This window comes from Flavobacterium plurextorum (genome assembly GCF_002217395.1).
In the GTDB taxonomy this organism is placed as follows: Bacteria; Bacteroidota; Bacteroidia; order Flavobacteriales; family Flavobacteriaceae; genus Flavobacterium; species Flavobacterium plurextorum.
Map to the genome: position 1 here is coordinate 221,878 of NZ_MUHD01000011.1, position 26,018 is coordinate 247,895.

The following is a 26,018-nucleotide window of genomic DNA, read 5'->3' on the forward strand; positions in this document are numbered from 1 at the left end:
TTAAACCTTATTCTTCTAATTCATTTTAGGATCTGCACCGTATTGATTTGATCCCTTTTCACCTTCAGTGGCAAATAACACAATATTATAAATTGGAATAAGAATATACCAGCCGCTTTTACCAATATCATGCATTCTTCTGATGGCAACTGCAATGGAGGGAACTAAAACTGCCAAGCTATAAATATTTGCAATGAAAGCTGCTTTTGGGGCTAAAAGTCCTAAAACGAAACCAATAGCAAAACTAATTATCAAGTTCATTAAACAGAACATCCAAAATTCTCTTCTTCTAGCTCTTCCATTAAAATTTGCGTAGTTTTCCATAACTACTTTTTTGTACATTTCTAACATAATAAAATCTTTAAAATTGCCCTACTCTTTGTGGATTTTCAGTTACTCCATCGCTTTTTAACAAAGTTCAAGATTACTTACTTTTACAATTATTTAAAGAAACTAGCAGACATTATAATATCAAAAAAAGACATTTTTTTTTAAAGAACGTACTACTTACAAACAAAAATCCCATTCAGTATTGAATGGGATTTTTTGTTGTTTTAGAACCAAGTTTTCTGACCAACCTGATAAGTCTGATAAAACTCCTCATCGCTCTTCGTTAAATAGATAATTCCCTCTATAAGACCTATTACTCCACCTATTCCGCATAGCAACCCTAAAATAAGCTGAATAATACCTTCTTTAGTATAACCTAGATAAAACTTATGCACTCCAAATACTCCAAGCAAAATCGCAAGAACTCCTGCTACAACTTTTTTATTCTCTGGTTTAGAATTTCCAAACTCCGACTGTGTGTTTTCCATGATTTATATTTTTAAATTCAATAGTTAATTAAATAATACGGGGTAATCAAAAAAATCCCATTTGCTAATTGCAAATGGGAATATATATTTTAGAACCAGCCTTTTTTTCCAACTTGATACGTTTGATAAAAGTCTTCATCAGATTTCGTTAAATAGATAATTCCTTCTATAAATCCAATGATACTTCCAGCTCCACAAGTAACAATTGTAATTACTATTTGAATTATACCCTCTTTAGTATATCCAAGAATAAATTTATGAACCCCTAAGTATCCAAAAATTATCCCCATAATTCCCGCTAGTACTTTCTTATTTTCTTGTCTTGGAGCTGATGGAGTATTCCAAGCTTCTGGTTTTGTATTTTCCATTTTATATTATTGTATTTTAAATTATTTAAATTTCAGCTCTTCCTATTTCATTTATTTCATCAAAATTATCCTTAGGATCTGGCCCGTAAGCATTTGCACCGCTATTACCTTCGGTACATAGCACAATAAGCAGCCAAATAACACCTGCTATTGGAAGTAACACGATCAGAAAAAACCAACCGCTTTTACCCACGTCATGTAAACGTCTTACCAATACTCCTAAACCAGGTAAAAAAACCAATAAGCTATAAATCGACGATAATATTCCTGAATCTGCAAGACCAAAAGTCAAACCAGCAAAATTATCCAAAGTTGAAAGTATTATAGAAACAATTATGGTCGCTAATGTATAATACCAATATTCACTTCTTCTTGCACGCCCTGAAAAATTCGCATAGTTCTCAAAAACTACTTTTTTGTACCACTCAATCATAAATAATAAATTAGTTTGTTAATATTTATTGCATTTGAAGACTTTGATTATTTCTTCCTTTAAATTTTGTTAAAATCGCAACAATATTATCAAAAATTAATTTTATAAACTAATTATGACATGAGTTTTTTCACAAGAAAAAACTCGTTATAAAATGTTAACTATCGAGGATGTACTATTTACTTTTTATAAATGGCTTTTATTTTATCTACAATAACCTGCGCCAGTCGTTCATGACTTTCAAAAGTCCATCCTGCAATGTGCGGTGTTAAGATCACTTTTCTTCCATCTAAAAGATACTGGAAAGCTTCCGGCGTGTTTTTATCTTGAAAAAGTGTTTCAAAAGACAGCTTTTCATACTCCAAAACATCTAAACCTGCGCCAAGTACTTTTCCTAACTTCATTGTTGCAACCAAGTCGGCCGTTACAATATTTTTACCTCGTGAAGTATTAATGATCCATATTGGTTTTTTGAATTCATTAATAAATGCAGCATCAACCATTTTATCTGTTTCTGGTGTCCACGGAATATGCAAGCTCAATACATCCGTTTTTTCATGAAGCTCTTCTAATGAAACCTGTCTGGCATTTTCATCACCTACATTATTTTGAATATCATAACACAAAACCTCAACATCAAATCCTCTTAGTTTTTTTGCGAAAGCTTTACCCATATTTCCATATCCAATAATCCCAACGGTTTTTCCATCAAGTTCATGACCGCGATTACTTTCTCTATTCCATTGACCTGAACGAATTTCGTAATCGGCAATATTCAATTTATTAAAAAGAGAAAGAATCATTCCTAAAGTATGCTCTGCAACAGCATTACAATTCCCTTCAGGAGCAGCTATTAATTCGATATCTTTATCCAAAGCATAATCACAGTCAATACTTTCTAAACCTGCACCAACTCTTGCAATAAACTGCAAATTGACAGCTTTGTCTAGAAATGTTTTATCGATTTTAAATCGGCTGCGAATTACGATTCCATTATAATCTTGAATTTTCGCTTCAATTTCTTCTTTTGAAGAAGTAAAATCGGCATAGTTTTCAAAACCAGCCTCTTCCAGCTGTTTCCATAAAATTGGATGGTTACTATCGATATGTAGAATTTTTACACTCATTTTTATTTAATTTATTAAAACAAAAATACGGTTAATTCTCTTAGTTTTTTATTGAATTATTAATCCTATTAAACGTTAACTATTGTAAAGAAACCTGCATATATTTTCAATAAATTAAAGATATAGCCCTCAAACCTGTTGGCAGCCCTCTGCTTCATTATTTTAACATTACAAAAATGAATCACTATAATAGTTAATCAATTAATTTTCATAATTTTATATACAACTGTTAATCAAACCAATAACAAAACCCTGCTTTATTGTTCTTAACCTCAAAAAAAGTCTACAAATCGTTTAAACAAACTGATATTAAATTCTAAATAAGCAATTTACATTTTAACCAATTAAACAATAAAACAATTATGGCAACACAAGATTTAACCATTATTTTGGTTCACGGAGCGTGGGGAGATGGATCACATTGGCAATATGTAATTCCTGAACTAGCAAAAAAAGGATACAAAGTACGCAGTGTTCAAAATCCTTTAACTTCTTTACAGGATGACATTAATAAAACAAAAGATTTAATTGATGCTCAAGAAGGCAAAGTTCTTCTGGTTGGGCATTCATATGGAGGAGCTGTAATTTCTGGAGCGGGAAACCACGACAAAGTTTCGGGCTTGGTTTATATCGCAGCATTTGCACCAGATGCAGGAGATAGTTTAGGAGCGCTTTTAGGACGCAGAGCCGGCTCAGGAGGCGCGAGCATCTATCCTGATCCTAAAGGATTCTTATGGATTAAGTATGATGAATTTCACAAATCGTTTGGACAAGATTTAGATGAAGAAAGAGCTTTAGTTATGGCATTGGCTCAAAAACCAATACATGGTCAATGTTTTGGAGATCAAGCGGGCGAACCTGCTTGGAAAGCTAAACCTAGCTGGTATCAAATTTCTAACCACGATAATATGATTCCGCCAGAAACTCAGAAAGAAATGGCAGAACAATTAAATGCTAAAAAAATCATTCATTTAGACGCTGGCCATGCTTCTTTGGCATCAAAACCGAAAGAAGTTAGTGCTCTAATTCTAGAAGCCGCAGCAGCTCTCTAAAAAACTTAAAACCGCCAATTTTAGGCGGTTTTTTTATGGATTTAGAAAAGAAATACCTCATTACAAAACGTCAGAATTTTTTATTGGTTATATTTTTTTTAACTTTGAAAAACAAGAGTTAAAGAAAATTCTTTCTTTCTAAATTATTATACCTTTCAAATGAAACTAACCAAAACTTTTAAAGCCTTTTTTGCAAACGAAAAATCAGGCGGGCTGCTTCTATTATTTGTTACGATTGTTTCGTTGTATCTGGCTAATTCTTCTTATGCTGCCGAATATATATCGTTTTGGGAAAAAGATTTCAATGGCCACTCTATCACACATTGGATTAATGATGGTTTAATGACTATTTTCTTTTTATTAATTGGTTTAGAATTAGAAAGAGAAATTTATCATGGTGAATTGTCAAGCATAAAAAATGCTTCACTGCCTATAATGGCTGCTTTTGGAGGAATGCTGGTTCCTGCCGCTATATTTCTAGCGTTAAACTTTGGAACAGCAACTCAAAACGGCGCCGGAATTCCGATGGCAACGGATATTGCTTTTGCGATTGGTATTCTTTCGCTTTTAGGAAGCAGAGTTCCGTCATCATTAAAAGTTTTTTTAACAGCTCTTGCAGTTATTGATGATTTGGGTGCTATAATTGTAATTGCAGTATTTTACACCACTTCGATTGCTTTCGTAAACCTCGCTATTGCTTTAGGAATATGGATTTTCTTATTTATTTTGAATCGAATGAAAATTCACAATCTAATTCCATATCTAATTGGCGGAGTTATTATGTGGTATTTTATGCTTAATTCAGGCGTTCACGCAACTATTACCGGCGTTATACTTGCTTTTGTAATTCCGTTTGGCAATGGAGACGAACAATCTTCTTCTTATAAGCTGCAGCATTTTTTACATAAACCTGTTGCCTTTGTAATTTTACCTCTTTTTGCTGTTGCAAACACTTGTATCGCAATTGAATCTGACTGGCATCAAGGATTAAATCATCCAAATACTTTTGGAATTATTTTAGGATTAGTAGTTGGAAAACCATTAGGAATCTTACTCTTTTCATCAATTGGTGTTAGTGCCGGATTATGCGCTTTACCTAAAAACTTAAAATGGGCGCATATTTTAGGAGCAGGAATGCTTGGAGGTATTGGTTTTACAATGTCTATCTTTATCACAATTCTCGCTTTTAAAGATCCCGAAACTATTGTATTTTCTAAAATAGCGATTTTAATCGCTTCTGTATTATCTGGCCTATTTGGTTTTGTTTACCTCAAATATGTTTTAGGAAAGAAAAAAGTCTAAAAATAAAAATCCTAATTCCGTGCTTATCAAGTTTGGAATTAGGATTTTTAAATATTGATTTTATTTATTCTCAGCCCTTAATTTGTTTCAAAGAAGTCTTAATTCCTTTTATCAATGACGAACTGAAACCATTGTGTTCCATTTCATTCAAACCAACAATTGTACAGCCTTGAGGCGTTGTTACACGGTCGATTAATTGTTCTGGATGTACTTTTTCTTCTAACAACATTTTTGCCGCTCCTTTTACGGTTTGTGCAGCAATTGCTAAAGCTGTGTTTGAATCGAATCCAATTTCAATTCCTGCCTGCATAGAAGCACGAATGTAACGCAAGGCATACGCAGTACCGCACGCGCCTAAAACAGTCGCTGCATCCATTAATTTTTCATCAATTACCGGAGCTGTTCCTAAATCTTGAAATAGATCGACAATTGGCAGTGCTTTTTCGCGGTCTTTTTCTGGAAAAGAAATACAGGTTGCCGATTCTCCAAACTGCGCCGCAATGTTTGGCATAATACGCACAACTGGATACTCGTTATTAGTTTTAGATTGAAGAACATCCAAAGACAGTCCGCTTACTGCTGAAGCAATTGTTTTATTTTGAATAACCGGCAGAATTTCAGCTAAAACGGTATCAACTTGATAGGGTTTTATCGTTAAAATCACTACATCAGCTTCCTGAATATTATGTTTATTGTCGTTAGAAACTGTAATCCCGTATTCAGATAAATATTGAATACTTGCAGTGTTTCTTCTGGTTACGGTAACTTGATTGTTTTTTGAAAATTTTGCAATTCCTAAGGCAATAGAAACTCCTAGGTTTCCTCCCCCTATAATATGTACTTTCATCCTGCTTGGTTTTAATTATTTTCGACTGATTAACAGCCTGTTTTTCGGCATGTAAATTACGTAGATTTTACAGATTTTAAATCACTGTAATCTATCAATTTGTGGCAAAAATCTAAAATCTGGAAATCCTTCAGCGGTTGTAAAACCCTAATTCAATGCAGTAAACAAGCCTATTTTATTTTACAACAATTTCCCTTTTAAGAGTAAGGACGCAATTGTAAAGTAAATCACTAATCCGGTTACATCAACCAAAGTAGCCACAAAAGGCGCTGATGAAGTTGCGGGATCCAGCTTAAGTTTTTTCAATAAAAAGGGTATCATTGATCCTGAAAGTGTTCCCCACAAAACAATAAATACTAATGAAAGTGAAACTGTCATTCCTATCGCCAACCAGTGCTCGCCATATTCATATAATCCGCTTTGCTGCCAAACTAAAATTCTAATAAAACCAACAATACCTAAAATCGCACCAAGCAAAAATCCAGAAGCGATTTCTTTTTTCATTACATACCACCAATCCTTTAAAGTAAGTTCTTTTAAAGCCATGGCACGAATAATTAAAGTTGCTGCTTGTGAACCAGAATTTCCTCCACTCGAAATAATAAGCGGTACAAATAAGGCTAGAACAACGGCTTTTTCGATTTCTCCTTCAAAAAACCCCATTGCCGAAGCGGTAAACATTTCACCTATAAACAGAACAACTAACCAAGTTGCTCTCTTTTTTACCATTTCACCAAGTCGGGTTTGAACGTAAGGAAGTTCTAACGCTTCAAGACCTCCAAACTTTTGAATATCTTCGGTATCTCTTTTTTCGATTTCATCTTTAATGACATCGATAATATCATCAATTGTAATGCGCCCCACTAAACGACCAAGTTCATCAACTACGGGAATTGCTTCGAGATCGTATTTATCCATCATACGAGCAACCTCAACATCTGGCGTTTCGACATTTACATAGTATAATTTTCTAATGTATATATCTGAAATTTGTGTTTTAGTAGAAGTAGTCAGCAAATCCTTAAGTGATAATCTGCCTTTAAGACGATTTTCGTCGTCGACCACATAAATAGAATGTACTCTTGAAACATTTTCGGCTTGAATACGCATTTCTTTCACGCAAGTAAGAACGTTCCAGTTTTCATTAACTTTCACTAATTCTTTGTGCATGATACCTCCGGCAGTATCCTCATCATAACGAAGTAAGTCTACAATACCTTTTGCGTGCTCAACGTCTTGAAGTTCAGAAATTACTTCGGCCTTTCGATCTTTCGAAAGTTCACCAATAATATCTGCCGCATCATTTGTTTCAAGCTCATCAAGCTCTTCCGCAATTTCTTTTGGTGAAAGTCGGTTTAAGATTTTCTCACGTAAATCATCCTCTAATTCTAAAAGAATTTCGGCTGTTTTTTCACTGTCTAAAACCTTAAAAATATAAGTAGCATCCGCAATGTCAATTTCGTCAAGTATTTCGGCGAAATCAGCATGGTGCATGTCATTCAATAAAATTTCTAGCTCTTTATTGTTCTTAGCTTGAATAAGCTGTGCTATTTCCTTAATGAGCTCTTTACTGATTTTAAACTCCATCGGCTTCTATTTTTTGAGTCAAAACAATAAATTCCTCGACACTAAGCTGTTCCGGACGTTTATCAAAGATAGTGTCTTCTCGCAGATTATCAGATAAATTTAATGTTTTCAAACTGTTACGTAATGTTTTTCGTCTTTGCTGAAAAGCCGTTTTTACCACTGTAAAAAATAACTTTTCGCCACAAGGAAGGCTATAATCTTCCTTTCGGGTCATTTTCATCACACCCGACTTGACCTTGGGCGGAGGAATAAAAACATTTTCATCTACCGTAAACAGATACTCAGTATCATAGAAAGCCTGTGCTAAAACAGATAAGATTCCATAGGCTTTGGAGCCTTTTTTCTCGCAGATTCGTTCTGCAACTTCTTTTTGAAACATTCCTGAAAACTCAGGAATCTGGTCTCTAAACTCTAATGTTCTAAAAACAATTTGAGTAGAGATATTATAAGGGAAATTTCCAATTATTGCAAATTGTTTATCTCCGTATACTTCATGTATATTGTATTTCAGAAAATCTTTAGAGATAATCTGATCTTTTAATTTTGGATAGTTCTCCCCTAAATACGCCACAGATTCGGTATCAATTTCGATCACGTGAGTATTAATTGGTTTCTCGAGCAAATACTTAGTAAGCACACCCATCCCAGGTCCTATTTCTAAAACCTCTTCATATCCCTTTAAGCTCAAAGTATCGGCAATTGCTTTTGCGATGCTTTCGTCTTTAAGGAAATGCTGTCCTAAGTGTTTTTTGGCTTTTACTTTTTCCATTTTCTATCTTGTTTTGCCGCGAGGGCGCAAAAGTATTCTTTTTGCTGCAAAGGCTCAAACTTTTTTACTACTAAGACTCAAAGACACAAAGTTTTATTTAGTTTTTGTCTCAATTCTCTAACTAAAAATGCAAAACCGAGGTTAAAACTCAAACTTAGTGCTCTGAAATAAGCTCCAACTCTGTTCTAAAAGAAAGCATTTTATCAGCAAATAATTCTAATGCTTCTTGTCTTAATTTAGGCGCATCTTCAAGATAATATTTTTCTAAAGTAGCTCTGCTGTCTGTTATATATTGAACTGAGTATGTAATACCTCCCATTTCTTCTTCCACTAAAACTCTCACAATTCTTGCCGATGAGAATTTTTGAGTTGCCAAAACTTCAGGTATGTGTTTTTCCTGCATCCATTTTAACCATTGGTCGTGAACGCTTTCGTGTATATTGGTTGTAACGTTGTAAATAATCATTTTTTTCTAAAGATTCTGAGATTCTAAAGTATTAAGTTTTTCTTTTTAGGCACTTAATCCTTTATTGAATCATCGCATTATTAATTCTTTTCTTTGGAATTTGGAATTTATAAATTCTTATCCCCTCTTAACTCTCGGTATTTTTTTCTGGCATCAACAAAGTAAATACTATCCTGATGATTAAAAATTACCTTTTCATATAAAGGCTTTGCCTTTTCTGTATCGTGCAATTCATCGTTGTAAATTTCTGCCGAAAAAAACAGCGCTTCGTCAACATAAATTCCGTCACTGTGGTGATCGATAATTTGTTGGTATTGGCTTAAAGCCGAATTGTAATCCTTCAAACTTTCGTAAATTTTGCCTAAACGCAACATTGTAACAGCTTCAATTTCCTGCCCTTTATAAGTCTTTAATATGCTTTGAAACTGCGCAATTGCTTCTGGTTTTTTATTTTGATAAATTAAAAAATCACCTTTTGCAAACTGTTTCAAAGCCGTTTGTGTCGAATCCGCAGCTTTATTATCGTTTATTAACAAAAAATACTCTAGAGCATCGTTCGCAATCAATTGTGTATTTGCCGATTTTAATGCTTTAAACTGTGTTAAAGCCCAATCAAAATCAGTTTTAAAATAACTTGTTTTAGCAGCTTTTAAACTTGCTTCATACGTCATAACATCATTCTTTAGATCTAATTGAATCTGCGAATAATAAATTAATGCCTGATTGAATTTTTCTTCTAATAACAAAATATCTGCAAGTTCCATTTTAGCGTCTGCCTGCTGATATGCGTTCAAATTTAATTCCAGAGCTTTTTTCACAATTACCTTAGCTTCTTCTGTCTTTTTTAGATTAAAAGCTAAAAAATGCGCTTGAATTAATTGCAAAGATAAGGTAAAAGGAGTTATTTCGTAAGTTGTGAGCAATTGCTGCAGCTCATTTGTAATTGCGGGATAATCTTTTTCCTGCGCTTTATCGATTTTAATCTGCATTAAACGGGCATTACTCTCTACCAATAAATCTAAATCTTTGGTGTTTTGAAGAATGAAATTCAATATTTCTTCTGCCGTGTCAGTATCATCTTCATTTATGGCAAACTGACTCAGGTTTACAATGCTTATTAATGATTCTGGTTCGCGTTTGTAAATTGCTTTCTCTTGAATAAATGCTTTTCCAAATTCTTTCTGCTGTACATAAAACCAGCTTAGATAATGATTCCAAAAAACATCCTGATCTTTTTGCGTTTTTAAAATCAAGGCTTTTCGCATAGCATCTTTAAATGCTGTATTATCAGTTTCCCCATTCATAAAACGGGCAAGCTGTGTTTGTATCAAATTGGAGTTTTGCGGATTCTGATACGATTCTGTCAGCAGCATATCTATCATTAGATCTGTTTTCCCAAGCTGACCGTATAACATCCCAATTTGGAAGTTAAAATTATAATTGGGCTGCACCTGCATTCCTGTTTGATAAGCTTTTACCGCATATTCAAGCAGAACTTTTTTCTCAAAAGAATTACCAATTCCATAAACATCATTAGGGCTTGTTTTGATTTTATCGATTGCCTGCTCGTAGTAAGATTTAGCCTTAGAATCATTTTTTTGCAACTGAAAATTATATCCTAATTCAACTAAAAAAACACCTTGTTTGTATTTGTTATAGCGATCCTGAATCGTTTTCTCGGCAACATCATACATTTGCAGCTGTTGATAACAGTCTACCGTTCTTAAAAAATACTGAGTATTTGAGGGCGAACCTTTTACAAGCTCCTCATAAATCAGTTTAGCTTTCTCAAAATCGCCTTTCTCGTAGTAATTATTTGCCAATTGCTCGTTTTGCGAAAACACAAAACCAGACCACAACAAAACGATATAGATAAAGATGTTTTTCATATTCAGCTTATTAAGTTGCGGCTTTTAGTTATCCGATTTAGAATCAAACACAGTAATTATTAAACTCCTGCGTAATCGCTTTTTTTTCTTGATTTTAAAACAATCAAAATTATGCCAATAATTATAAAAGGAATACTCAATAATTGTCCCATGTTAAAGAGCATATCGTTCTCGAAACTTTCTTGATTTTCCTTAAAAAATTCAATTATAAATCTAGCTAAAAATAGTAAAGTTAAAAAGGTGCCAAAAATCAATCCATTGGCATTTCTAATGGTTTCTGATTTATACATTTTAAACAAAATACCAAAAATCAATAGATAAGCAAATGCTTCATACAATTGTGTTGGGTGTCTCGGAATCATATCATCTCTTTGAAAAACAACTCCCCAATTTCCGTTAGTAGCTTTTCCGTAGATTTCAGAATTCATAAAATTCCCAAATCTTATAAATGCTCCTGTTACTGGAACTCCAACTGCCATTTTATCTAAAAGCCATAAAAACTTTACATGATATTTTCGACAGTATAAAACCAATGCAATCAGTACACCTATTGATCCGCCGTGACTTGCTAAACCCTGATATCCAACAAATTTATAAACTCCTGCTGTTTCTTTTATCGGCAAAAGAATCTCGACCGGATGCTTCATAAAATATTCAGGCTCATAGAAAAAAACATGCCCTAATCTTGCACCCAAAATTGTTCCAACAATTACATAAACCAGCAGACTATCCAGATTCTCTACAGAAAGATTTTCTTTTTTATAAATATTCCTTACGATATAATATCCCAATAAAAGACCACAGGCAAAAAGCGCTCCGTAATACTTCAAAGGAAAACTATCTGTTATCCAATAAATAACAGGATCTACATTCCAATTTAACACTCCATTCATCCTCTTCAATTTTAATTATGCTGACTGTTACAATTAAGAAAACCTAACAAGTTTAAAAAAACCTGTTAGGTTTAACCCTAAATGTACGAAATTTTTAATTTATGATGTCAAAACCACAGTAAGGGCGTAAAACTTCTGGAATTACTATTCCTTCTGGTGTTTGATAATTTTCTATAATTCCTGCTAAAACTCTAGGCAAAGCCAATGAACTTCCGTTTAATGTGTGTGCCAATTGGTTTTTACCATCTTTGTCTTTAAAACGCAGTTTTAAGCGGTTTGCTTGAAAAGTTTCGAAGTTAGAAACTGAACTAATTTCTAACCAGCGATCCTGCGCTGTAGAGAACACTTCAAAATCATAGGTTAAAGCTGATGTGAAGCCCATATCACCACCGCATAAACGTAAAATTCTGTATGGTAATTTCAGTTCTTGCAAAATATTCTTTACGTGCTCTACCATTCCGTCAAGCGCTTGGTATGAATTATCTGGGTGCTCAACACGAACGATTTCAACTTTATCAAATTGGTGCAAACGGTTTAATCCACGTACGTGCGCTCCATATGAACCTGCTTCACGACGGAAACATGGTGTATAAGCGGTGTGTAAAACCGGCAATTCACTTTCGTTTAAAATAACGTCGCGGAATAAATTGGTAACTGGCACCTCAGCTGTTGGAATCAAATATAAATCATCAATTCCAGCATGATACATCTGTCCTTCTTTATCTGGCAATTGCCCAGTTCCATAACCTGAAGCTTCATTTACCAAATGCGGTACTTGAACTTCGTTATATCCTGCTGCTGTATTTTTATCTAAAAAATAATTGATCAAAGCACGTTGTAAACGAGCTCCTTTTCCTTTGTAAACAGGAAAACCTGCTCCTGTAATTTTTACACCCAATTCAAAATCGATGATATCATATTTCTTAACCAATTCCCAGTGTGGTTGTGCACCTTCATGCAAAACTGGAATATCGCCTTCTTGAAAAACATTCAAATTATCATCTGGAGTTTTTCCTTCAGGAACGATATCTGCTGGAAGATTTGGAAGCGTGTATAATTTATTAGTCAGCTCAACAGCCAAAGCTTCTGCTTTTTCGCCAAGTTCTTTGCTTTTTTCTTTTAATGAAACGGTTTTTTCTTTTAAAATTGCGGCTTTAGATTTCTCTCCCGCTTTCATTAATTCGCCTATGTCTTTGGACAATTTATTAGATTCAGATAAAATATTGTCTAGCTCAACTTGCGCAGCACGACGATTTTCATCTAATTTCACCACCTCTTCAACAACGCTTTTAGCATCGATATTTCGTTTTGCTAAAGCCTTGATTACTTTCTCCTGATTTTCTCTAATAAATGCGATTTGTAACATAGCTTGTTTTTTATAACTATTGTATATTTTTTATAACGGAAGCAAATTTAAGCAAATGTTTCCTAAGATTATGACAAAGTTTTTGAGGAAAGGAATATTTCGCACATATATACGCGGTTTCCCTAAAGGTTTGTAAAGTCTTTTTAAAGTTTAATCTTTTATCATTTTAAAAGTTTGTACTGAATTGCCAACTGTAACTTTTAAAATGTAAAATCCAGAAAGTAATCCGGAAACATTTATCGTTCCGTCGCTTGTTTTTCCTTTTAAAACCGACACGGATTCAAAGTTAAAAAACTCAAAATCAAAGTTTTTAGAATTCAAATTCTCAATTGTAATTGTTGTTACGGCGGGATTTGGAAAAACAAAGGGCTTGCTTTTTGCGTCTTCTTTTGGCGGCATATTATTGCAGGCACTTTCTAAAAGCATATCCAAATCAAATTCATCATACGCCAAAGTATAATTTAATTCTTTTGCTTTTGTAAATAAGACACAGGCTTCTTCGTACTTTTTTTGATCAAGATAAATGATTCCGAGGTTTTTCATAGCATACGAATTGTTTTTATCCATATCCAAAGCGATCTTCAAATCGGCAATTCCTTTATCCGATTCTCCAAGTTTATGATAGATTAAACCTCTAGTTGTTCTTAAATCACGTCCGCCATATCCTGTTGTTCTTTCGATAATGGCTTTTTCAGATACAAAAGCAAACATGATATTGTCCATTGCTTTTTCATACTCGCCCATGTCACTGTACAATCTAGCAAGTCCCCATCTCGCGTGGGCATGATCTGGTTTTGCGGCTATAATTTTCTCTAAATAATAACGTGCCAAATCATATGATTTTCTCTGCTGCAACAATGTTGCAAAATTATATAGAATGCGATAATCATTGGGCGCATTCTGGATTGCTTTATAATAATAGTGAAACGCGAAACTTTCCATTTCGAGTGATCCATATATACTTGCAATACGATCGTAAAGTTTACTTCGAAAGGAAGCCGCTTTCTTTTGCGCTGAGTCTGATAAAACTAAATTCTTGTTTTTTGGATCTTTGTCAATCGCATATTCGACCCTTTTTAAATCCTCAATTGCCAGTGTTGCATTACCAAGACTGATTCTTAAAACCCCGCGATTGTAGAGATCATTAATTTTTGTTGGGTTAAAATTGGTCTTTGTATTAATTTCAATCAGCATTTTTAGTGCTTTCTTGGTAGTTTCTTCTCGATCTTTATTAAAAGGCAGTTTATGATCTACTCGACTTGTTAATTTTCCATGCACAAAGTTCCACGTTACGAGTTTTTCACCTTGTTTGTTAAGCTGATAGCAATCTCCATCTTTTTTGCCTTCTTTATCAAAATAGAAAACTTCATTTAGTTTTCCACTCGAATAATAAGTTTTAGAACTGTCTGGTTTTTTATCGATTCCATACCAAATTTCAATAGACACCACTTGATCATCGTAAAAATAACGAGTCACATTATCCGATATTTCTTTTTGTTTTTCTTGCGCCAACAAGAAAACAGGCAATATCAGTAAAACAAGAAGTATTTTTTTTAGCATTTTTTCAGTTTCTATTTACGCGTAAAATTATAAAAATCGGCTTTGATCGTCTTTTTTAAACGAGTAGATTTCACCATTGTATCGTAACCTTTGAAATTCTTTTTTAACTTTTAAATCATTCATTTTCTGAATATCATTTTCTAAATCTTCCTCGGCAGCCGCTTCATACGAAAATATTTTTGAAACCAATAAATCATAAAATCCATTTGACTGAATGTCAGAAATACTAATACCTGTTTCCAGCGTCTCAAGTTGATAAGTCCCGCTGCCGTCTGAATCTCCATTTACAGACCGAATTGGATATTCGTATAATAACCTTTTCATTTTATTTCCGTCGAAACTCACGACAGTAAGCTTTTCCTCAGAATACACTACAACTCTGCTGTTGGAATATACGGCTGTACTAAAAGCAATTGCCTGATCTTTTTCATTCAGCTGCAATAAATTTTTCAGAATATAGGTTTTACCAACTCTTAAATCTTCATTCTCATAATAACCAAGATTAGCATCAGATTCTTCAGCCAGGATTTTCCCATCGTTGTTGTTTACGAAAACATATTTTCTTTCGTAATAATTACCTCGATCTTCATTATTTGATTTTGATTTGCTTTCTTTTCTAATAATACAAATGACGAAAAAAGTTATTTCGTCATTGAATTTAATGGAGCTGACATCTTCTATTTTGACCGCTTTGTATTCGATTTTCAAGTTTTCAGCCACTTTCTTGAGCAGACTTAAATCTAATTCGTCAGAAGAAATTATGTATTCACTATTCTTAAAAATCAGTTTATCAACTGGTTTAGGTATCTCTGCTTTAAGAGCCAGCGATGGGGTATTTTCCTCAGTAATCTCTTTCTCTTTCTTTCCGCAGGAAGATAAAAACAGAAAAATTCCACTGAGAATTAAGTAGGGTTTAATTCTCATTGTTATTGATTTTAATAATTCGGGGCTTCCAAATATAAAATATTCTGCCTACGCTTTTTTAATTAAAATCACATTTTTAAGAAAGTTCTTAATTTAACCCACTGCTTGTAATTACTTTCAACACATAAAAGCATAGATTTTTATGGTCTAAAATTAATTAGGCGTTTCCCTTTTTTAAAACACACCGAGCCGCACTATGCGAAAGAAATGCGTTTCTTTTCACTTCCTTTTTTAGACACAAAATCTATGTTTTTTTTGCGGTTACACTCAACAAATTAATTTACTTATATTCTACCAGCAATTCTCTCAGTTCATTTGTTTTCAAAAACACAGCAAAGCGTCCTGATAAAAGCAAAATATCTCTTTCCTGCGCTGTAATTCGCAATTTTGTTTCAACATGAGAAGCATATTCATACAACAGTAAAACTTCGCTTGCGGTCAATTCTGGAAATTTATCTTTATCGAGTGTTGCAACTATTATTTCGCCGTCTTTATCTTTTTTAAAAACACTTTCACCAAATCTAGTGACCAAATCTTCCTTAAAATTGGCAAACAGCTTAATCCAACTGCTGGAATCGTCGTTTGTTCCTTTCAATTCTGCTACTAAATCATTGTAATCTTGATCTTTCTCCATTTTCAACAAGTGATCACGAATTGTAGTAAAACCAATTATCTGATAATTCTTAACTGGAATTTTATATCTTTCAAAAGTACTTTCTACATCTTTGTCAAAAGTTATATATCGTGTTTGAACAGTATAAAGTGAGGCCGTTTCAAACAACGAAAGAAGACCAATTTTTGTGTCGTTTATATAAGGTTCTTTTTTTCCTTGACCAAGACAATCAATAAAAACGGCTTTTTTATTTTTATCATTGACTCTAGTATCGCTGTGAAGTACTTCCGCCAAAGTTTTATATCCCATATTATCTGAGGCGCCGCCATCTATAATACACAATATTTTACTTTGATCTTTGACACCAAATTTAACCTTTGGCAAAACGCCTGGAAACGCAGAACTTGCCGTAATGCCATACGTTACAGGAAAATTATATCCGTCATTAATTTCACTTTCGTTTAATGGCAACGCAGCTCTATTTGGCGCAAGCGATGCATTAAGTTTTAATCCTTTAATAATGTGCGGCATAAACGGAATTCGTTCTCCATTATTAAAAGCAGTTCCGTTTGCAATAAACATTGGCATCAAAGGCACTGTTTTACTCTCTTTTGGAATAAAAAAATCAGACAGCAGCATTTGTTTTCCAAATTTATCTTTGTTGTCAGGATTTAGAGCATCATACTGTAAAATATCGGCATCAATGCGCTGTGTCATCGATACTCGATCTCCTTTTTCGTTCCGACTGTTGTTTAAAAGCGACAATATATTGGCCGATTTATCGACATAGTCTTTGTAAGCATCTGCTTTTGAAAAATAAAACTCGTTGAAAGAGCAGTTATCTTGATATAATTTATTTTTGAGAATCGTTAAATAATATCCTGCCGAAAAGCAGCCGCCGGAAACTGTTGAATAATAGTCGATTTCGTTTAAAAAATTGCGCTGCAGATTGTTCTCGCTAATTTCTTCAAGCCCAAGAAGAACGCCCATACTAAAAAACTGAGCTCTTGAACCGCCGCCAGAAATACTTATGCCAAGTGCAATATTAGGATTCTGAAAATTGGAATCTCTTTCCTGAACCGATTTATAATCATTTAAAGAAACTGCAGGAATAGAGCTGTAATTGATTTCAGAAAAAAGATTGATTTTGTTTTGAGAAATTGCTGCTTGAACAAAAAGAATCAGCAAAATTTGACAGTATTTATTTCTCATTTTGGGCCTTTTTAAAATCCGTAAAACACTCAAAGCGAAATTAATAAAGTTATTTCACAAAATAATAGCAGGACTACGTAAAGATTTGTTAAGTTTTCTCTGTTGAGTATAATTACTTTCAACACACAGAAACACAGCTTTGCAATCGAAAACTAAGCATTTCACTTTTTCTAAATATATCATAGCTGTTCTATGCGAAAGAAATATGTTTCTTTTTGTATCCTTTTTTAAATATAAATCTATGTTCCTATGTGTTAGATTATTTTTCAGATAATTACAAACCAACTGGTTAAGCAATACTTTTAGTGAGGTCTTACTCTTTTTAAACAACAGTTTTAAAAAGAGTAACCAATCACAAAACCTTTGAACCTTTGCCGCTCTGAACCTTTGAACCTAAAAGACTAAGCTCTTTTTATTTCATGCCCAACAAACTCTTCCAAAACTGCAAATATTTCATCTACAGGAAGCACTTCAAAATCAGGGTGGTTTTTTAGGAAATTGGCATTTAGTTCTACCAAGTTTTCATCTAATTCAAAATAAGTATTATTATTTAGCAAGTCTCTTGTTGGGTTTACACCTTCGAACTTTCCTTTAAGAAATTTAGCAATTTTTACGCTGCTCAATAATTTGACTCTTTTAGCTTGCGCCTGAAATAACTCCAAATGTTTTTCGGCACCAATCAAAGTCAAACCTTCTTCAATCAATTCGTTTAGTTCTTTGTTCCAACCAGAATTATAAACAAACTGCGAAAAATTACCAGCTGCATACTGCGACGCATAATAATCTAAATAATAACTCAATAAAGCATCTTCGTGAATCAAATCGTCATCTACTTTTTCTTCGCGCATCAGGTTGATTACCGAAATATTTGAGTTAATAATATCCTGCGGATTTTCACTTTCCATTGCTGTTTCAGAAACTATAATTCTACCGAATTCCTCCATTTTGTTTTATTTTGAGATTATTTTAAAATTTAAAGACTTAAGAAATACAATGCGTTTTTAGACCGCATCAGATTCATCATTCTTCTTCATTTCATTCATTTTCGCAACTAAAGCTTTCAATCGTAAAGCGCGTTCTTTTTTTTCTTCTTGAAGTTTAGCCTTTTTACGATTTAGTAATTTGGTATGTAAAGCCTTGTTTTTAGTATTCTTTTCAGGTCCTTTTGCCATGATTCACATCCTTACTGTTTTGCTTTGCAAATTTCGTCGAAATAATGATATAATCAATACTATTTTTCGGCGTTTTTTGTAACGACAGGTCGAGCTGTTTATTAGCAACTCTAATTAAAACTGTATTTATTCGAACCATATTTTTTTGTAAGTTTATTACAGAATTAATAATTTACCTATCAAAATCTTGAAACTGCCAATTCTATGAGTCTACCAAAAAACCTAACCTTATTCTATGTCGCAGGAATTCTCTCTATTATTATTGGAATTATTTACGCTGTAATCCTGATAAACGGAAGTTCTGCCCCAGATGGATTAATGGGAATTTATATTTTGTTTTGGTTAATTCCAGTTTTTGCAATTGTATTGATCGATCGTTTTTTAGTTAAGAAATTTGGAAACCAAAAAGTAAATAAAGTTCAATTCTCTTTTTTGTTATTCATTGTACTTTTATGGATTATTAGAGTTATTACTAATTTGTAATTTTAGTAATTATGAAGAAAACAACTTTACTGGTCATAATCTTATTTATTTTCTTTGGATGCAAAAAAGAAGTAGAAGATGCGTTTACATTTGATAGTTTAGTTCTTTCTTCTGCGGGTTTGGACGAAGACAATTCTATTAAATTCACTAATAGTGACACCGTATTTTTTCAAAGACGATATCCAGGCCCAACTGAAAATTTCTACGCTGTAATTGCAAATCATCAAAAAATAAAATTAAAAAAACAACTTCAACGTTTAAACTTAAAAAAGTTTAAATCTGAATATACTCAAGAAAATTTATGCGATGGAGGAGCCTCTCTTATAAATATTTCAATTAACGGAAAAACAAAATCGATTTTTATTTATGGACATGTTGCTCCTGAAAAACTTTATAGTTTTATTGATTCTTTAGGCACATTTAAAAAAAATCTAAAATTTCGCACAACAAAACAAGTCATTGACTTTGGAGATCTAAATGCTATTTTACCGCCACCACCACCGCCTTTAAAAACGAAAACAAAATGACACCAATCTTCTTCCCAACCCCAGAAAAATTTAGAGAATGGCTGGAAAAAAATCATGACAAAGAAACCGAACTTATAGTAGGTTTCTATAAAATGAGCACCAAAAAACCATCTATGACTTGGTCTGAATCTGTAGATCAGGCGCTTTGTTTTGGTTGGATTGACAGTGTTCGAAAATCAATTGACGAAGAAAGTTATTCGAACAGATTTACGCCAAGAAAAAAATCAAGCAATTGGAGCGCGATCAACATTAAAAAAGTCGAAGAACTTACAAAGGCGGGACTTATGAGAGAAGCGGGATTAAAAGCTTTTGAACTAAGATCGGATGCAAAATCTGGAATTTACTCTTATGAAAAAGAACCCGAAATTCTAAATCCTGAATTTGAAAAACAATTTAAAGACAATAAACCAGCTTGGAACTTTTTCGAAAACCAAGCGCCATCGTACAAAAAAATTATGATTCACTGGATTATGAGCGCCAAACAAGAAAAAACCAGACTTTCGAGATTAGAAAAAGCAATAGCAATAAGTGCTGAACAAAAGCGAATGTTGTAAAAGCTGTTGTTTTCATATTTTTTAAGCATTAACTTTATTCCGTCTAAAAAGTTTAAGCTAAAAAAGAAAAAGGAATGGAAGGAAGAAAAGCATTAGAATATTATGTTTTAGATGTATTCTCGAACGAAAGTTATAAAGGAAATCCACTTTCGGTGGTTTTTACAGACGGCAATTTAGAATTAGAAACGTATCAAAACATCTCCAAAGAATTTGGCTATTCCGAAACTTCATTTGTTTATTATTCCCCAGCGCAAAAGGCATTAAATGTGCGTTCATTTACTCCAACCGGAATCGAAATTGACGGTGCAGGACATAATTTATTAGGAGCGGTTTGCGGAGCTTTATTAAAAGGAATACCAATATTTAAAGACCAAGAAGAAAACGCTCGTTTCGTAATCATGAAACACGCGGCAATTCCGTTAACCGTAAGTTTTGATCCTGTAAGCTTTTATCCTGTAGTACAAATGCATCAAAAATCGGCAGTTCTAAGACAGGAAATTCCAACATACAAATTAGCCGTTGCACTTGGTTTAAAAATTGAAGATTTAGACAGCAACGACTTTGTTCCCACAATCGTTAAAACCGAAGTTTCACATACTATGGTTCCTATTAAAAACAGTCAAATCCTGAACGACTGTATTCCAGATCCTAAACTATTGATCGAAATTTCGAAAGAATACCAATCTGAAGGCTTTTATTGTTTTACCATAAAAGGTCAAAATGAAGAACATATTGCTGAGACTAGATTTTTTAATCCAATAATCGGAATTTATGAAGATCCTGCAACAGGAACTGCCGCCGGCCCATTAATTGGATTTTTAACTCAAAAGAAACAAGCAAAACTCAATCACGAATACAAAATCCTGCAAGGCGTAAAATTAAATCAGCCTTCGATTATTGAAGTCATGAATCGCGAAAATGATATTTTGGTTGGCGGTTCATCGATAATTACAATGAAAGGCGTGCTTTATCTCTAAAAACAATATTTACAATTAGTAAAATGCCAGACTTTAAAAACAAAACTTGGGTTTTAAGCGATTTTATAAAATTTGTTCAAGAGAAAAAAGATCGTTCTCAAAATTATAATGCTGCTTATTATTATGATATTTATACCGCTGATAACAATGAATCACTTTCTGCTGAAACCATAATATATGTTGGTGAAACTGTAGAAGTTGACGATAATGCCAACGAAATCTTTCCAAATATTGTTACAGAAATGAACTATTGGTTTGAATATTCCTGCAGTAATTTTCAAGATGTTATTGATTTAGCTACAACTCAAAATTCGAACGTAACTATTTATAAACTAATTGAATGTTTAAACTATTATAGCCAACATGATACCTTTTTAGATGTATAATAAAAAAGCCGCATCAATAAAATGCAGCTTTTTTTATGGTTAAACCAGAAACGAAATTTCTTAATTCGTTTTCATTGGCGGTAAATCGAATGCAACAGATTCGTGTTCGAAATTATTTCTGTGTCCGCCATCGCAAAATGGTTTGTTTGCAGATAATCCGCAACGGTAAAGACCAAGTGCAGATCTTCCTTGTAATCCGTAAACAGCTCCTTCTGAATCCATTATTTCAAAGTCACCTTCGATTTTGATTGATCCATTTTTATTGATGATTAATTTTGTCTTGCTCATAAACTTGTTTTTTAGTTTTTTTTCGGAAGGCAAAGATTGCGAAATAAATCTTGAAGATTTTAGTGGCAATGCTAGTTTAAACTGGTTCTATTTTAATGGTGTTTTACCACAAATATTGTCAGACTGAGCGAAGTCGAAGGCTCTCAAAGATTTTATATTTATTTACGCTGAAACAATCTCGCAAAGTTGCAGAATCGCAAAGTTTTGCTTCATTTTATGTCATTTCGACGTAAGGAGAAATCTTCGCGAGAAACACCATTCCTAAAATCTCCAATCTTTGTCGAGTTACTTCCGAAGATTTCTCCTTACGTCGAAATGACAAGATTGTGTGAAACTAGTGCAGGCTTCGACTTCGCTCAGCCTGACAAAACGGTTAAAAAACTTTGCACCTCTTCGCCTTTACGAGATTAAAAAACTCAGCGAATCTCTGCGTTTTTTCTTCGTGCAACTCAGTGAAATTGCGTGCGAATCTCCACGCACTAACAAAATCTCAATTCTATTGCTTATTTTTGCACTCAATAAAATTGAGTTATGATACAAAATCCAAAGAGATATACTATTACAGCAGCGTTGCCTTATACTAATGGACCAATACATATTGGGCATTTGGCGGGGGTTTACGTGCCTGCAGATATATATTCTAGATACTTGCGTTTGCAAAATAAAGACGTTGCGTTTATCTGCGGAAGCGATGAACACGGTGTTGCAATTTCGATGAAAGCAAAAAAAGAAGGAGTTACGCCACAAGAAGTTATTGATAAATATGACGGAATCATCCGTAAATCGTTTGCAGATTTCGGAATTTCATTTGATAATTATTCCAGAACTTCTGCAAAAATACATCATGATACTGCTTCAGAATTCTTTAGAACTTTGTATGATAAAGGCGATTTTATTGAAGAAGTTACAGAGCAATTGTACGATGCAAAAGCAAATCAGTTTTTAGCAGACCGTTTTGTGGTTGGAACTTGTCCTAAATGCGACAATCCGGAAGCTTACGGCGATCAGTGCGAAAAATGCGGATCGACTTTGAACGCGACTGATTTAATCAACCCAAAATCGACAATTACTGGTGAAACTCCAATTTTAAAAGAAACAAAACACTGGTTTTTACCTTTAGACAGATATTCTGATTTCTTGACAAAATGGATTTTAGAAGGTCATAAAAATGACTGGAAACCTAACGTTTACGGACAAGTAAAATCTTGGATCGACGGCGGACTTGAACCTCGTGCGGTAACGCGTGACCTTGATTGGGGAATTGATGTTCCTGTTGAAGGTGCCGAAGGAAAAAAATTATACGTTTGGTTTGATGCGCCAATTGGTTATATTTCTTCTACAAAAGAATGGGCTGCTCGCGAAGGAAAAGATTGGGAACCATATTGGAAAGATGAAGAAACGAAATTGGTTCACTTTATCGGAAAAGACAATATCGTTTTTCACTGTATCATTTTCCCAGCGATGTTAAAAGCTGAAGGAAGCTACATTTTACCAGACAATGTTCCTGCAAATGAGTTTTTGAACCTGGAAGGAAACAAACTTTCGACTTCAAAAAACTGGGCGGTTTGGTTACATGAATATTTAGAAGAATTTCCAGATAAGCAGGATGTTTTACGTTATGCATTAACATCAAACGCGCCAGAAACAAAAGATAACGATTTTACTTGGAAAGATTTCCAAGCTAGAAATAACAACGAATTGGTTGCTATTTTTGGAAACTTCATTAATCGTGTTGTCGTTTTAACCAACAAATATTATGAAGGTGTTATTCCAACGCCAAATGAATTTAGTGAAGTTGACGAAGCTGTTTTAGCAGAATTAAAAGCGTATCCAGCTGTAATTTCAAGTTCAGTTGAGCGTTACAGATTCCGTGAAGCATTAGGCGAATTAATGAATGTTGCTCGTTTAGGAAACAAATATCTTGCTGACGAAGAGCCTTGGAAAGTAATGAAAGACAATCCAGAGCGTGTAAAAACTCAAATGTATGTAGCACTTCAAATTGCTGCGGCGTTGAGCGTTTTGGCTGAACCATTTTTACCTTTTACAGCTGCTAAATTATCTAAAATCTTGAATTTAGGTGATCTTCAAGAACATTTTGAAGGATTCAGCAAGTTCTTGAAAGAGAAAAATCGTGATGCAAAAGATATCTTTATTGATAAAAAATTAGGTTGGAATGATATTACTGAAAATTCAGATTTGATTCCGGCTGGACACAAAATTAGCGAAGCTGAATTGCTTTTTGCAAAAATTGAAGACGAAGAAATACAAAAACAAATAGACAAATTGGAAGCAACAAAAACGGCTAATCTTGCTGAAAGCAAACAACCTGAACCGCAAAAAGATTTAATTCAGTTTGAAGATTTTGCGAAAATGGATATCCGTATCGGAACTATTCTTGAGGCTGAAAAAATGCCAAAAGCAAACAAACTTTTAGTTCTTAAAGTGGATACCGGAATTGATGTTCGCACAATTGTTTCAGGAATTGCCGAGAGTTTTTCTCCAGAAGAAATCGTTGGTAAACGTGTTTCTGTTTTAGCAAACCTTGCTCCAAGAGCTTTACGCGGAGTTGAAAGTCAAGGAATGATCTTGATGACAACAAATGCCGAAGGAAAACTGGTTTTTGTAAATCCAGATGCTGACGCTCCAAATGGTGAAACGGTAAACTAAACTGATTTTACACATCTAAGCATATCGTTTGTCATTTCGAGGAACGAGAAATCTTCGCAAGTAACTCCGCAATGAGAATCCAATCTTTGTCGAGCTTCTCGCGAAGATTTCTCGTTCCTCGAAATGACAAAATTAGTAGAACTAAAAAAGAATAAAATTCTTACATTTTTCTGTTTTTTTCAAATTTATATTTGTACGTTTGTACTGACAAAATATTTGAAAGACTTTCGATAATAAACTTATTTAAAGTAACAATAAGCGAAACCCTCGTCATGGTGTTGGAGCAGGAAACTGCCCTTGATCTATTCTTTTGAATATTTTGTCACACCTAAAATGAGGGTTTCGTGCGTTAAAAATTTTCGATCATGACAGAAGAAAATCAAAAAACAACAGAAGCAGGTGTAATGACAGCAATGGCAAAATTTTTCTCAGATCTTTGGTTTGTAGATGATTTTAGAGAGCAGCCAGAATATTTGTCCGAAATTTTCGAGACTATTCTGTTAACCAAAATGGGCGACGATCAAGATCTGAGAGTCAGAATGATCAACTCTATTAGAACCAGTAAAATACTGGCTGAAACACTCGGGTCTTTTTCTGATAAAGAAATTAACAAAGCCTGCGAGAAAATGATTAAAGCATAAAAACACAAAAAGCGTAAACTCTAAACTGATTTTACGCTTTTTAGTTTCAAAAGTATTTGCTTGTAAACTATCTTTGAAAAATAATACACGATTAAAATCACAAAATGAAACTCACCAAACCAAGATTAGCCCTAATCTGCGGTATACTCTGCATCTCGATTTTCCCGATATTGGTTAAATTACGTTTAACATCAGGATTAATTTCGGCCTTTTACCGAATGTTTTTTGCTGTTATTCTGCTTTTGCCTTATGTGCTTTTAAGCAAAAACTTTAAACTTCCGAGTTTAAAACTTACGCTTTTGGCAATGCTTTGCGGAATTTTATTTTCATCAGATGTTGCGGTTTGGAATATCGCTATTCAGGATTCGAGTGCAACGCAGGCTTCATTGCTTACAAACTTATCACCGGTTTGGGTTGGAATTGGTTCCTTTTTATTTTTAAAATCAAAACCTGCAACAAATTTCTGGATTGGAACAATTGTTTCTTTATTCGGAATGATAACTTTGGTTGGTTTTGAGTTTTTTATTGATCTTAATTTCAATCAGGCCTTTCTGTTTGCCGTTTTATCAGGAATCTTATATTCGATTTATCTTTTGGTGAGCAAAAATGTATTATCAGAAGTTGATGTACTTTCCTTTATGACAATCAGTTTATTTACATCGAGTATTTATTTAGGAATTCTTTGTTATTCTTTAAACGAACCTTTTACAGGATTTTCAAATACCGGTTGGTTTGTATTAGTTCTTCAAGCGGTAATTTGTCAATTGTGTGCGTGGCTTTCGATTAGTTATGCGACACAACATATGCGTGCAACAAGAGTATCGCTGAGTTTATTAAGTCAGGCTGTAATAACATCCATTTTAGCTTGGTTGTTTTTAGAAGAAAAAATAACTTTACAAATGGTCTTTGGTGGTATTATTTTACTTTTCGGAATTAGAATTACGTTTTACGATAAAACGATTTCTTTAAAAAAGTTTTTTTCTAAGTAAAGAACAGCTCACAGATTTCCACAGATTTAAAGAATTAACACAGATTATTAATTAATTTTTAAAAAAGTTCTCACGCAGATTTGGCAGATTGAGCAGATTTTAAAAAAT

At 33.6% G+C, this 26,018-nt stretch carries 28 protein-coding genes; 10 read left to right on the plus strand and 18 right to left on the minus strand.

Annotation, left to right across the window (positions count from 1 at the left end; translation table 11 throughout):
• Positions 1–15 precede the first annotated feature (15 nt).
• From B0A81_RS06095 to B0A81_RS06115, 5 genes are all read right to left on the minus strand, one after another.
• A complete protein-coding gene (locus tag B0A81_RS06095) occupies positions 16–351 on the minus strand; it encodes a DUF805 domain-containing protein (RefSeq protein WP_089057191.1) in 336 nt (111 codons plus the stop codon).
• Positions 352–554: 203 nt separating this feature from the next.
• Positions 555–818 (minus strand): TM2 domain-containing protein, encoded by a 264-nt coding sequence (locus B0A81_RS06100; RefSeq protein ID WP_089057192.1) that lies wholly within the window; start codon positions 816–818, stop codon positions 555–557.
• Positions 819–907: 89 nt separating this feature from the next.
• Positions 908–1,186, minus strand: coding sequence for a TM2 domain-containing protein (locus tag B0A81_RS06105; RefSeq protein ID WP_089057193.1), 279 nt, complete (start codon positions 1,184–1,186; stop codon positions 908–910).
• 25 nt (positions 1,187–1,211) lie between these two features.
• On the minus strand, positions 1,212–1,619 hold the full coding sequence (locus tag B0A81_RS06110) for a DUF805 domain-containing protein (protein WP_089057194.1): 408 nt from the start codon (positions 1,617–1,619) through the stop codon (positions 1,212–1,214).
• Positions 1,620–1,798: 179 nt separating this feature from the next.
• Positions 1,799–2,746 (minus strand): 2-hydroxyacid dehydrogenase, encoded by a 948-nt coding sequence (locus B0A81_RS06115; RefSeq protein WP_089057195.1) that lies wholly within the window; start codon positions 2,744–2,746, stop codon positions 1,799–1,801.
• A gap of 362 nt (positions 2,747–3,108) precedes the next feature.
• Here B0A81_RS06115 and B0A81_RS06120 point away from each other — a divergent pair, with 362 nt between their 5' ends.
• Together B0A81_RS06120 and nhaA are read left to right on the plus strand one after the other, a co-directional pair.
• A complete protein-coding gene (locus B0A81_RS06120) occupies positions 3,109–3,798 on the plus strand; it encodes an alpha/beta hydrolase (RefSeq protein WP_089057196.1) in 690 nt (229 codons plus the stop codon).
• A gap of 159 nt (positions 3,799–3,957) precedes the next feature.
• Positions 3,958–5,100, plus strand: coding sequence for a Na+/H+ antiporter NhaA (gene nhaA, locus B0A81_RS06125; RefSeq protein ID WP_089057197.1), 1,143 nt, complete (start codon positions 3,958–3,960; stop codon positions 5,098–5,100).
• A 70-nt stretch (positions 5,101–5,170) separates the two neighbouring features.
• Here nhaA and proC read toward each other — a convergent pair whose 3' ends face one another.
• From proC to B0A81_RS21610, 12 genes are all read right to left on the minus strand, one after another.
• A complete protein-coding gene (gene proC, locus B0A81_RS06130; protein WP_089057198.1) occupies positions 5,171–5,947 on the minus strand; it encodes a pyrroline-5-carboxylate reductase in 777 nt (258 codons plus the stop codon).
• A gap of 180 nt (positions 5,948–6,127) precedes the next feature.
• Positions 6,128–7,534: a magnesium transporter gene (gene mgtE, locus B0A81_RS06135; protein WP_089057199.1), complete on the minus strand. Its 1,407-nt coding sequence runs from the start codon at positions 7,532–7,534 to the stop codon at positions 6,128–6,130.
• Positions 7,524–8,303, minus strand: a complete 780-nt coding sequence (rsmA, locus tag B0A81_RS06140; RefSeq protein ID WP_089053388.1) for a 16S rRNA (adenine(1518)-N(6)/adenine(1519)-N(6))-dimethyltransferase RsmA — start codon at positions 8,301–8,303, stop codon at positions 7,524–7,526. The genes mgtE and rsmA overlap by 11 nt, the downstream gene beginning before the upstream one ends.
• Before the next feature lie 154 nt (positions 8,304–8,457).
• On the minus strand, positions 8,458–8,769 hold the full coding sequence (locus tag B0A81_RS06145; RefSeq protein ID WP_089057200.1) for a DUF4286 family protein: 312 nt from the start codon (positions 8,767–8,769) through the stop codon (positions 8,458–8,460).
• A gap of 107 nt (positions 8,770–8,876) precedes the next feature.
• Complete coding sequence (locus tag B0A81_RS06150) at positions 8,877–10,658, minus strand: tetratricopeptide repeat protein (protein ID WP_089057201.1); 1,782 nt, start codon at positions 10,656–10,658, stop codon at positions 8,877–8,879.
• A 59-nt stretch (positions 10,659–10,717) separates the two neighbouring features.
• Entirely contained in the window at positions 10,718–11,551 is an 834-nt protein-coding gene (gene lgt, locus B0A81_RS06155; RefSeq protein ID WP_089057202.1) for a prolipoprotein diacylglyceryl transferase, read from the minus strand.
• A 94-nt stretch (positions 11,552–11,645) separates the two neighbouring features.
• Positions 11,646–12,917 (minus strand): serine--tRNA ligase, encoded by a 1,272-nt coding sequence (gene serS, locus B0A81_RS06160; protein WP_089057203.1) that lies wholly within the window; start codon positions 12,915–12,917, stop codon positions 11,646–11,648.
• 150 nt (positions 12,918–13,067) lie between these two features.
• Complete coding sequence (locus tag B0A81_RS06165) at positions 13,068–14,477, minus strand: T9SS type A sorting domain-containing protein (RefSeq protein ID WP_089057204.1); 1,410 nt, start codon at positions 14,475–14,477, stop codon at positions 13,068–13,070.
• Positions 14,478–14,504: 27 nt separating this feature from the next.
• Positions 14,505–15,401: a hypothetical protein gene (locus B0A81_RS06170; protein ID WP_089057205.1), complete on the minus strand. Its 897-nt coding sequence runs from the start codon at positions 15,399–15,401 to the stop codon at positions 14,505–14,507.
• 280 nt (positions 15,402–15,681) lie between these two features.
• A complete protein-coding gene (locus tag B0A81_RS06175) occupies positions 15,682–17,226 on the minus strand; it encodes a patatin-like phospholipase family protein (RefSeq protein ID WP_089057206.1) in 1,545 nt (514 codons plus the stop codon).
• A gap of 401 nt (positions 17,227–17,627) precedes the next feature.
• Positions 17,628–18,170 (minus strand): DMP19 family protein, encoded by a 543-nt coding sequence (locus tag B0A81_RS06180; protein ID WP_089053396.1) that lies wholly within the window; start codon positions 18,168–18,170, stop codon positions 17,628–17,630.
• Positions 18,171–18,227: 57 nt separating this feature from the next.
• Complete coding sequence (locus tag B0A81_RS21610; protein WP_165768042.1) at positions 18,228–18,398, minus strand: hypothetical protein; 171 nt, start codon at positions 18,396–18,398, stop codon at positions 18,228–18,230.
• 204 nt (positions 18,399–18,602) lie between these two features.
• Here B0A81_RS21610 and B0A81_RS06185 point away from each other — a divergent pair, with 204 nt between their 5' ends.
• From B0A81_RS06185 to B0A81_RS06205, 5 genes are all read left to right on the plus strand, one after another.
• Complete coding sequence (locus B0A81_RS06185) at positions 18,603–18,881, plus strand: hypothetical protein (protein ID WP_089057207.1); 279 nt, start codon at positions 18,603–18,605, stop codon at positions 18,879–18,881.
• A gap of 11 nt (positions 18,882–18,892) precedes the next feature.
• A complete protein-coding gene (locus B0A81_RS06190; protein WP_089057208.1) occupies positions 18,893–19,408 on the plus strand; it encodes a hypothetical protein in 516 nt (171 codons plus the stop codon).
• Positions 19,405–19,962 carry a YdeI/OmpD-associated family protein gene (locus B0A81_RS06195; protein ID WP_089057209.1) on the plus strand — a complete coding sequence of 186 codons (558 nt, stop codon included), beginning with the start codon at positions 19,405–19,407 and terminating at the stop codon, positions 19,960–19,962. The genes B0A81_RS06190 and B0A81_RS06195 overlap by 4 nt, the downstream gene beginning before the upstream one ends.
• A 74-nt stretch (positions 19,963–20,036) precedes the next feature.
• On the plus strand, positions 20,037–20,939 hold the full coding sequence (locus B0A81_RS06200) for a PhzF family phenazine biosynthesis protein (RefSeq protein WP_089057210.1): 903 nt from the start codon (positions 20,037–20,039) through the stop codon (positions 20,937–20,939).
• Between the two features lie 23 nt (positions 20,940–20,962).
• Positions 20,963–21,325, plus strand: coding sequence for a DUF7716 domain-containing protein (locus tag B0A81_RS06205; protein WP_089057211.1), 363 nt, complete (start codon positions 20,963–20,965; stop codon positions 21,323–21,325).
• Between the two features lie 60 nt (positions 21,326–21,385).
• Here B0A81_RS06205 and B0A81_RS06210 read toward each other — a convergent pair whose 3' ends face one another.
• Positions 21,386–21,613 carry a CDGSH iron-sulfur domain-containing protein gene (locus tag B0A81_RS06210; protein ID WP_089057212.1) on the minus strand — a complete coding sequence of 76 codons (228 nt, stop codon included), beginning with the start codon at positions 21,611–21,613 and terminating at the stop codon, positions 21,386–21,388.
• Positions 21,614–22,144: 531 nt separating this feature from the next.
• Between B0A81_RS06210 and metG the strand changes: the two genes are divergently transcribed.
• The 3 genes from metG (at position 22,145) to B0A81_RS06225 (ending at position 25,910) form a co-directional block, all read left to right on the plus strand.
• Complete coding sequence (gene metG / locus B0A81_RS06215; protein ID WP_089057213.1) at positions 22,145–24,280, plus strand: methionine--tRNA ligase; 2,136 nt, start codon at positions 22,145–22,147, stop codon at positions 24,278–24,280.
• Between the two features lie 365 nt (positions 24,281–24,645).
• On the plus strand, positions 24,646–24,921 hold the full coding sequence (locus B0A81_RS06220; protein ID WP_089057214.1) for a hypothetical protein: 276 nt from the start codon (positions 24,646–24,648) through the stop codon (positions 24,919–24,921).
• A gap of 104 nt (positions 24,922–25,025) precedes the next feature.
• Positions 25,026–25,910: a DMT family transporter gene (locus tag B0A81_RS06225; protein ID WP_089057215.1), complete on the plus strand. Its 885-nt coding sequence runs from the start codon at positions 25,026–25,028 to the stop codon at positions 25,908–25,910.
• Positions 25,911–26,018 lie beyond the last annotated feature (108 nt).